The sequence below is a fragment of the Bacillus sp. AFS040349 genome (genome assembly GCF_002577655.1).
Classification (GTDB): domain Bacteria; phylum Bacillota; class Bacilli; order Bacillales; family Bacillaceae; genus Metabacillus.
In genome coordinates this window covers 76,000-85,246 of sequence record NZ_NUMC01000055.1, presented here as the reverse complement: position 1 = coordinate 85,246, position 9,247 = coordinate 76,000, and the positions used below count along the sequence as shown (strand labels likewise).

Sequence of the window (9,247 nt, the reverse complement as noted above, 5' to 3'; positions counted from 1 at the left end):
TCACTTCACAATTCCAATAGAGTAGAGTTTATTGAGACATAATGAAATTAGCGTTTTAAATGACTTCTGACTGTCTCATAAGACTTGTATCAAATGCTTACCGTTGTAAATCCGCATTTCCCTGACGCTACCCCTTTAGCAGCTTGTGCATTTTTCAATCTATTCGTGAGTTTGGTAACTTCTGACGAACGAGCCTTCTCTAACTCTTTAATCTGATTGTTAGCCCTTTCCTCAATCAATTGATAATCCTTATTTAAATCTTTGGCTTTATTGTTTAGACCAGTGATTTGACGCTCTGTACTGTTCCTTAAATCCAGGGTGAAATTATATCTAAAACTATCAAACTCTTTGAAAACTTGGCTTGGTGTAGCTCCAGCTGCGCTTGCTACAGTTGGAACCAAGATAGCTGTTGTTAATCCTGCAGTAAGAATAAGTTTTGAAATTTTTTTTGAACCTTTCACCATTTAAAATACCCCTTCTCTTTTCTCTATTACAGATTGGCCATTTTCTCTTTAGTACATATATAAAAATCCAAGCACCACCTCCTATTAGTTTTAAAATTTCGGTACCATCCCTTTAAATCTAGTAATTACCAAATCGTTGATTTCCGGAAATGCTATAGAACACAAGCCAATTAAGCCAGCCACAACCAAGACCATCCCGATTAGCCAATAAGTCCGGTCTGTGTTTTGTTCAAGCATGATTTATTGAAAGAAACTCATAATAGAATCGATAGGAAATTGAGCAAAACCTGCTGTTAATGTTGAAGTAAATTTAGTAATTACTTTATTAAAAAGGTCCGGAAAAGCTACTTTAGAAGCACCTATTAAAATAGCAACGACAACAACTGCTCCAATCATCCAATACGTACGATCTGTGTTTTGATCTAACATTAATTACCACTCCTGTTTTTTAAATTTTTTCACTTTTTTTTAGAAGGGAAAGTATAAACCCAGGAAACTATCTTATTTGAGATATTGCTGATCCTTTAACTGAAATATTTTTACTTAATAAAGGTAAAAAGAAAAATTTATGTGTTGAATTAATGGTGTAATCTACTTCTTTTCCAAATGAAAACTGCTGATTCATTTGTGGACTTTGGATTTTAAATTTACCTTTAAAATGGTCCTGATTGTAGGCTTCTACTTTTTCAATCGCTTCCCCGGTAAGACCACCATTCCTTTCTATTTGATAATTTACATACTGCTTAAAATCATTAGCGTGATTGATTTCAGAGAAAAATAACGCTAGAGATACCATAGAAAAGATAATAAACAAAGAAATGTAAAGCTTCCCCATTTCCATGGTTGAACTTTCTAACATAGAACCTACCTCCTTATCATAGTAATCCAGTAGAGAAAGCTTCTGAAATCATGCATATTGCATAACCTAACGTAATAACAAAGCTGGCCATTGTTAATTTTGTTGGATACATTGAAAATTTTCGAAGCTTATAAGTAATAATTTCGTCAACACCTTCAAACAGCTGTTCACTTGATAGCTGGCCAAGTTCCATAATGATTGAATGGTCAAAAGTATTTTGATGAAAGTCATACAAAGTTGTCATAAATAAAATTGAACTATCTGTACCGGAGGCATCTTTTGCAAAACGTACAAACGGCTCTTCTGAATTTGGAAATTCATTCATTTCAATTAACAAACGCTCCAAAGAGTTTTTAACATGGCCTGGCTCTAAACGGTCTAATAATCTAGTAAATACACTGTAAAGGGTAGCATCCGTTTGTAATAAAAAAGGGATTAGCATCCTTGTGAATTTTGAAAATTGAAGTTGTTTCTCAAAATTAAAATTCCCATAAAATTTTTTGGCACGATTATATTCATTCCACCACAGAAAACCACTTATCGCTAAGCCAGCTAAAGACCACCACCACTGAAAGAAGAAAGCTGCTATTATTAATGGGAAGCCAAACAGGACGGCTCTAAAGAATCTTTTCTTTTGATACTTAATAAACCGTTCCTCGGTAAATCCCATTTCCTTACACATATCGTAAAGATTGTGTTCAGCAACACGAAGCCATATACTAGGTTTTGCCTCGATAGTAGTTTCGCTCATATGTTCACCTCCATAATATTGTCGTCAACCAGTTTCTTTCTGAATGCAAGAAAATAGCCTCCGACTATAATTAAATAAGCTGCGCTAGTCACCCATCCAATCGGATTTCTAGCATAGACATTTACAAATTGATCCCAACCAAAACTAAATGTTATTGCCATAATTAATACAAGGCCGATTGTTACAATGAATTTGAAGTTATAAGCTTCTTTATGTTTTTTGGCCATAAAATCATCTTGTTTTTTCTTTACTTGATTGTGATAGGATTTTATATCTTTTAATGTTTCCATAGAAAAACGGCCTTCTATGGAGGCCGTTGCTAATTGTTCTACAAATAAATCAAAGATTACATCGTTTTTGTATTTGTCGGATAAAACTTGAAAGGCATCTTGCTGCTCCTTTGCGTTCGCATCAACTAATGAAGCTTGCAATACAAGAAGGTCCTCTTTAAACTCTCCATTGGCCCTTTCTGTAACTGTTTTTAGAGCATCCAAAACTGTTCTTTCCTGATTGGTTAGCATTTGCGTAATGTTATTTACAAAGTTATTTCTTTCTCGGAATGCATTTACTTCATAAGCTCTTTTTGCGTTTTGAGGCATCATAATTTTGTATGCGTAAATCATAGCAACTACCCCAACGATAAGGGCTAACCACCAATAATAGAAAAGCGCAAATGTAAAAAGAGCGCTAATTGAGAAAGGGATTAGAAGAGTAGAGACAAGTTCTCTTTTTTGCAAAGGATTTCCGTAAGCTATACGAAGAGCATTTACTTCATCAAGCGTATACTTTTTCTTCTTGGCCATCTAAAACTTCCTCCTTTCCGAGAGTTGGTATTTCACAACCGAACTTCAATAAATTTTGGATAAATTCATCACTCATTTCTCCAATAACTGGGATTAACTCATCTCCTCTTTTGATCTGCTTGAATACTGTAACGGCTGTTTTATCCGGTCTAAGTTCTACAACTTCACTCAAATATCGAACAACCTTTCCTTCAATTTGAGCCTTTTCAATATGGCATCCTAATTGGAAGTAGTTATAAATATCTTCTAAAACAGATTCTTCATCGATGGTATATCCAATCTTCATCATATTGATAAATCGTTTTGGAATTGCCCTGGCATCAACAGAGTGTAAAGTTGTAATAATTCTATGCCCTGATAAAACCGCCTGAAGCATTTCGTAGGCCTCTTTTCCACGTGTTTCAGATACAAGCATCCATACAGGGTTATTACGTAAACCAGCTCTAATTAAGTCAGTAAAACTAATAGATTGGGAAGTAAGCCAACTATGAATATCTTTATCAGGATACAATTCTTTAAGATAACTATCTAAAGTGTCTTCCATATTAACTATCTTCTCTTCGAAATCTATATATCTAACAAGGAATTTTTGTAACTCTGTTTTTCCTGTTCCTGTCTCTCCTGCTATGATGATATTACAGCGAGATTTAATTGCTGCTTCAAAAAAATCTAGCATGTATTCAGGAGCAAAGTTTTTAAAATTCCCTTCATTCAGTATAGCTTCAGCTTTTGAAGAACGAAGAGCCATTGTAGTACCAAAAGGCGATAAGCTTTTGTGAACAGCATTGATACGCAAATTATTTAATGAAGCATCCAATATTGGATTTTTAGGAGTAAACTCTTTCCCTACTGCATTTGCAAACTTTTGAATCAATTTAATAATGTAGTTTTCGCTAATTTGCTCGTCATACACATACTTTTCATTGTTTGTATTAACGATTAATTCGGTTCCGTTATAACTTATATCCGTCACTGAAGGATCTTTAATTATTTCTTCAATTACTCCTAGGCCAACAATCTCAGATAGAGCATAATCGATATGTTCTTCAGTTCTCAAAATGACATTATGGCGTTTTGGAAGATCATTTTGCATAACCTTTTTTAAAGCTTCCCGGGCGATAGGATCAGTAAAAGCCTCTAGCATCAATTCCGGATTAATTATTTTCAAATCATTGATTATGTCTTTTAAAATATCCTCAGAAATTTTCTTCATTACGTCCTCCTTTAACGATTTCCTATGTCTGATATATAAGTAGCTTGATATTGATTGTCTCTCTCGTCTTTAACAACAACTCTTATAGCCATAATAGTACCGTCTTCGGCTTTCAGGTAATCGTAAGAATATCTAGGATTTTCAAGTTTCACATTTACAGTATCTCGAAATTTTTTCTCGAAACTCATTTCAAAATTCTCACTTGTAATTTCAACAGTACCAGTCTCGGCCCTGACACTATTATCTAAACTTTGAAAACCTGCTATTTTAGCAGTCTCAGTTATTGATAGAATTAGAGAATTATACCGAAATTCTTCAATTTTATAATGGCAGGTAAACAAGACAAGATACAGGCCGAAGAACATGATTAAGATCATAAAAGGGAAATCTTTCATCTTATTCCTCCAATAAAAAAAGCCTAGAATTTGAATTTTCTAGGCCTTTTACTTTTAATTTCGATTCCACTCTTCAAAACGTCTTTTATCTTCAGCTGTCCAGTTATCCGGATATTTAGGATCATCCGCATTAATTGGTCTTAAATAAATGGCATCTTGCTTTCCAGTATTAGAATCCATATGTCCATACATATAAGCATAGATTTCAAGGTTTTGTTTCATTGACACGCTAATTTTATGAACACCTAAAGGATCAACGTTTTTCGCTTCTAACTGATAGGTTCCAAGATCCCCCCAAATCGGAGTGTAAAACTTTCGTCCCCCATCGATAATGTCATATTTTATTCGGCTATCTCTGCCAGCAACCTGTGAATTAGAGAAAAGATAACCAGTTCTTTTTTCAATGTTTATTTTTGGTAGTTCAAATCGCTTAGTTGTTGTTAGCACCGATTGATTTTTACTCTCATTGTGGCTAGTTTCATCAAAACTGATTTTGTAATGATTGTTACTTACTGGATATGTCAAATAAGAATCAACTAAAGATTTTGGTACGTGAAATTCAAACTTACTGGTGAATTTTTGTCCAAGATCATTTTTGTATATAACATCAATTGGGTATTCAAATCCATATCCTGTTAATTTTTTATCTAACTTCTTCAAGTTAACTTGTAAATTCTCGTTAAAAACAACCATATTCTTTCCGACTTCTCTCTCTGTCATAATTACCCCTGTGTATTGCAAAATAGAAGTGCAGAGCTTTGCAAAGTAAAAATGCAGAGTTCCGCACTTATTTAATAGGTGCAAAAAAAAAGACTTGCCAGCCACCCCAAGTCCCTCTACTGTAATGGTGTCGAATCAATACAGAGTGGAGGAACATGAAAGGATGCTAGCAATGTCTGATATTAATTGTATCAAACACCTAAGAAACAAAAAAGGCTTATCTATAACAAAGATAAAGGAAACATTAGGGATTAATTGGAGAACTGCCAAGAAATATGCTGACGAGGATCAGTTACCAGATTCTAAGATTAAACAATCAAATGGAATGATGTATACAGATAAATGGGGAGAAATAGTTTCAGATTGGCTATTCGAAGATAGCAAATTAAAGAAAAAGTTACGCCGAACCAAGAAGCAAATATTTAATGAACTACTGGGGTTAGGCTTCAAAGGCTCTTATCGTACGGTCTGTTACTTTATATCTGACTGGGAGAATAGTCATAACGAAGAAATAGATAAAGGACATGACCGATTGGAACATCCTCCTAGTGAAGCACAAGTAGACTTCGGGGTAATGGAGGTTGTTAAAGATGGGGAGTTTATCGATACACATGTTTTAGTTATGTCGTACCCGCATAGTAATGCCGCATTCGCTGCCCCATTACCATCTGAAAATCAAGAATGTTTTCTTCAAGGATTGAAACTCTTATTCACTCAATCTGGGGGAGTTCCTAGGAGAATTAGAATTGACAATTTAACTCCGGCTGTTAAAAAAGTAAGATCAAAAACTGAAGAGGCAAAATTAACTGATGCCTTTATCCAATTTCAAAATCACTATGGATTTGAAGTTCAGGTGTGTAACCCACGCAGTGGTCATGAAAAAGGTAGTGTGGAAAACAAAGTAGGTTATATTCGATATAACTTCTTTACAACATCTCCAGTCATGAATAGTTTTGAAGATTTAACGGAAACACTTCGTAAACAGCTCCAAAATGATAGACAAAGACTTCACTATGAAAAAGAAGTAATGATTGAGGACCTCTGGAATATAGAGAAGGACTTTTTACTGGAGTTGCCAACGGAAGATTATCCAATCTTTAAAGAAGTTGAAGCAAAGGTGAATAAGTTTAATGAAGCCAAGATTGATAGCACATTAATACATATTCCTAAAGCATCAAATTATCCATTTATATATTTCGTATTATATTGGGATAAATTTAAAGCTGTTTCCCCCGACGGGGAAATTTTATTAGAAGATTTTAGATCGTACATGAACAAAAAACGGGCTATTCCGTGGGTATCTATCTTCAAAGATTGGATTCGAAAACCAAGAGTAGTACCTTATTCAAGGTATCAAAAATACCTACCGGGTCGAGTTAATGATTACTTAATGGTTGATGATTTAGTGGTTCGTAAAGAAAGATTATTAGAATTAGTTAACTTACTTGTAACACATGATATGAAGAGAATTAATGAGGAATTTTATGATTTAATTTCTGGGAAGAATGAGAATCCCTTTGGGCTAGATTGGTCGGAATATGATTCTTTGGCACCACTAGAAAGGGGTGAGTAATGATGAGCGACACTATCCGTTCAATGTGTAAGTCATTAAGGTTAGCCTATGTTTCGGAAATTTACGAAACAATTCCATTTGACTCTCCGACACAGTATTTAGAAGCGTTATTTAAGGAAGAGTTTCGTTTACGTGATAAAGCAAAGGTACAGCGCCTTATAAAAAACGCCAAATTCTTAGATTCTAAGAGTTTAAGCAATTATGAATGGAACGAGAGAATCCGATTTCCAACACAAATTGATAAAGATGGTTTAATGAGCCTAGACTTTATCAAGCAAAAGCAGAATGTCGTATTAATTGGATCACCAGGGACTGGAAAGTCCCATTTAGCAACAGGATTAGGAAGAAAAGCATGTGAAGTGGGATATGAGGTGAGATTCTATCGTGTTTCTCTCCTCATTGAACAATTAGAACAGGCGTTAAAACAGGATAAACTGGCTTCCTTTAGAAAAAGGTTTGAAAAGGTAGATTTAATTATTTTGGACGAAATGGGCTATCTACCGTTCAGTAAGGAAGGATCAGAACTATTGTTTCAACTAATTGCAGAATGGTATGAACAGAAAAGCTTAATTATTACTTCGAATCTTGAATTTAGTCAATGGAACCGTATATTTATTGACTCAAGATTAACAGCTGCTTTAGTAGATCGTTTAATTCACCACGCACACGTCCTAACGTTCAATGGTGGAAGTTATAGACTATCAAACGCATTGTCTAAGGCTAGATAGGTATTGAAATCGGGTGGCAAAACTCTGCAAAAAGTCTTGCGCGACTCTGCATTTTTTTCTTGCAAAATACAACCCCTGTAAAAGAGAGTGAAGTGTTGTTTGTATTGAGAGTCTTTTGTGATGATGTATAGCCATCTGTTGTTATTGCAGAAGCATTTGAAATTACATCAATTTCATTTTTCGAATAGCTTTCAAGCTTCACTGTATAAGCCTTTTTCTGATCTACTGATAAATAACTTGATGGAACCTTAAAATCAATACTTTTAGGAAGAGATTTTGCTGTATAAGTATTTGAAGCAATTTTAGTACTTCCATCATATAAAGCTACATTTAATTTCGCACTGGCCATGTCGCTATTATTTTCAGGGTAGATATTTTCCTTTGATAAATTGACTTTAACAGGCAGCCCTTCATTAGCTGGCGCAGTAAAAACTTGAATTTTTTCTAATCCTGTTTTAATTAAAGGAACATCATAATAAAAATCAATCGTAATATTACTTGCCCCTATTGTTCCGGTCTTCTTAGCTGTAGATAATGGCCTATATGTGTAACTCCCCTTTTTAAGATCTGTTCTTGGACCGTAACTATAAGTTTGACCTCTTAGCTTTTTATAACTCTCAGAAGCAATTAATCGATCATCCCGAGCATCGATATGCCTTACAGTTACCGTTCGTTCTAAATTGTAATAAAACTTCAAAGTAATATCACTATTACCTAGTGTTCCTGATTGACTTTTGTTATCGACAGGTAAGTATTTATTTGAGCCACTTGTAATACTACTTTTTGGAGAAAAACTGTAACTAGAACCAATATTTCGGGTGTACGATTCGCTAGTTAGTAGCTTATTCGTGTGTTTATCGATGTGTTGAACTGTAATTTTCTTTTGTCTTACTTGAAAATCAACAGTTAATGTTTTCAAAGGTTGGGGATCTGTTATTAACCCTTGGCCCAACCTCTGATAAGAACCATTGGATGGTAGAAATAAAATAGCCTGATATGGTCCTAGAGAAGGTTTTATATTGCTAAATGTTACATCACTACCATAGCTTAAAGGGGCAGTTAAATAGAAAGATTGACCTCCTTTGATTGTCACATTACGGTTTGTGTAAGTGCTGCTTCCTAAGTGAAGTGTTACTCCTGAAGGAACTCTTAATGTAATTGAATTTCTTGAATCTGCATTGAACTTTATTGTTTCAGACTTTTGTACACTTCCTGATATAGTAGTACTTGCTTTTGTTATGCTGAAAGATGCTGAAGTACTTGGGGCATCTTTCTTTGATGCATGACTCATTAAAGTATCATAGCCTGGGACAGTGGATCTTCCTGAAGAGGTATTCCCGTTCATAACGGTATCAAGTGCTAATGATGTAGCGACTAATGCTGCATCACTCGTACCCACAACGTTCCCCTGACCACCATAACCATAATAAAGAATTGCTCTAATACTTTCGTTATTGTAAACATTACCCCCTGTATAAGAACTTCCAGTTGGCGGAGTTGATTTATCATGATCTACACAGAATGCATATTGGCCGTTCACCTTGAACTTACCAACAGTGTAATATGAATAACTTACTTTCCCTAAATATTCAACTTTAGGCGCTGCTGCGTGCGCTATGTTTGATTGATTATTAAAGGGAAATAATATATTGGGGGTACGACCGAGATACATGTAAAAAAGGGTCATAGTATGGTATTGTTTACCATTTATAACCCTTTCTTGCTCTTTACTTTCTTATAT

11 protein-coding genes are annotated in these 9,247 nt (G+C 34.7%); 2 read left to right on the top strand and 9 right to left on the bottom strand.

From position 1 onward, the window contains the following. Window positions 1–89 precede the first annotated feature (89 nt). From COD11_RS13355 to COD11_RS13320, 8 genes are all read right to left on the bottom strand, one after another. The gene (locus tag COD11_RS13355; RefSeq protein ID WP_098797395.1) at window positions 90–464 is read right to left on the bottom strand and encodes a hypothetical protein; all 375 of its coding nucleotides are present in this window, start codon (window positions 462–464) and stop codon (window positions 90–92) included. Between the two features lie 240 nt (window positions 465–704). Continuing rightward, window positions 705–893: a hypothetical protein gene (locus COD11_RS13350; RefSeq protein WP_098797394.1), complete on the bottom strand. Its 189-nt coding sequence runs from the start codon at window positions 891–893 to the stop codon at window positions 705–707. Between the two features lie 67 nt (window positions 894–960). Further along, window positions 961–1,323 (bottom strand): hypothetical protein, encoded by a 363-nt coding sequence (locus COD11_RS13345; protein ID WP_098797393.1) that lies wholly within the window; start codon window positions 1,321–1,323, stop codon window positions 961–963. A gap of 16 nt (window positions 1,324–1,339) precedes the next feature. Beyond that, the gene (locus COD11_RS13340; RefSeq protein WP_098797392.1) at window positions 1,340–2,074 is read right to left on the bottom strand and encodes a hypothetical protein; all 735 of its coding nucleotides are present in this window, start codon (window positions 2,072–2,074) and stop codon (window positions 1,340–1,342) included. After that, complete coding sequence (locus COD11_RS13335; RefSeq protein WP_098797391.1) at window positions 2,071–2,877, bottom strand: hypothetical protein; 807 nt, start codon at window positions 2,875–2,877, stop codon at window positions 2,071–2,073. Before COD11_RS13335 ends, COD11_RS13340 begins: the two co-directional genes overlap by 4 nt. Further along, window positions 2,849–4,090: a CpaF/VirB11 family protein gene (locus COD11_RS13330; protein ID WP_098797390.1), complete on the bottom strand. Its 1,242-nt coding sequence runs from the start codon at window positions 4,088–4,090 to the stop codon at window positions 2,849–2,851. The genes COD11_RS13335 and COD11_RS13330 overlap by 29 nt, the downstream gene beginning before the upstream one ends. Before the next feature lie 11 nt (window positions 4,091–4,101). Then, window positions 4,102–4,485 (bottom strand): hypothetical protein, encoded by a 384-nt coding sequence (locus COD11_RS13325; protein ID WP_098797389.1) that lies wholly within the window; start codon window positions 4,483–4,485, stop codon window positions 4,102–4,104. A 54-nt stretch (window positions 4,486–4,539) separates the two neighbouring features. After that, entirely contained in the window at window positions 4,540–5,205 is a 666-nt protein-coding gene (locus COD11_RS13320; protein WP_098797388.1) for a hypothetical protein, read from the bottom strand. Window positions 5,206–5,368: 163 nt separating this feature from the next. On the opposite strand from COD11_RS13320, the gene istA reads away from it, so the two are divergent. Beyond that, window positions 5,369–6,778 (top strand): IS21 family transposase, encoded by a 1,410-nt coding sequence (gene istA, locus COD11_RS13315; protein WP_098797387.1) that lies wholly within the window; start codon window positions 5,369–5,371, stop codon window positions 6,776–6,778. A 2-nt stretch (window positions 6,779–6,780) separates the two neighbouring features. Beyond that, complete coding sequence (istB, locus tag COD11_RS13310; protein WP_098797386.1) at window positions 6,781–7,506, top strand: IS21-like element helper ATPase IstB; 726 nt, start codon at window positions 6,781–6,783, stop codon at window positions 7,504–7,506. Here istB and COD11_RS13305 read toward each other — a convergent pair. Then, on the bottom strand, window positions 7,499–9,178 hold the full coding sequence (locus tag COD11_RS13305) for a thioester domain-containing protein (protein WP_369689280.1): 1,680 nt from the start codon (window positions 9,176–9,178) through the stop codon (window positions 7,499–7,501). The genes istB and COD11_RS13305 overlap by 8 nt on opposite strands. Window positions 9,179–9,247: the final 69 nt, after the last annotated feature.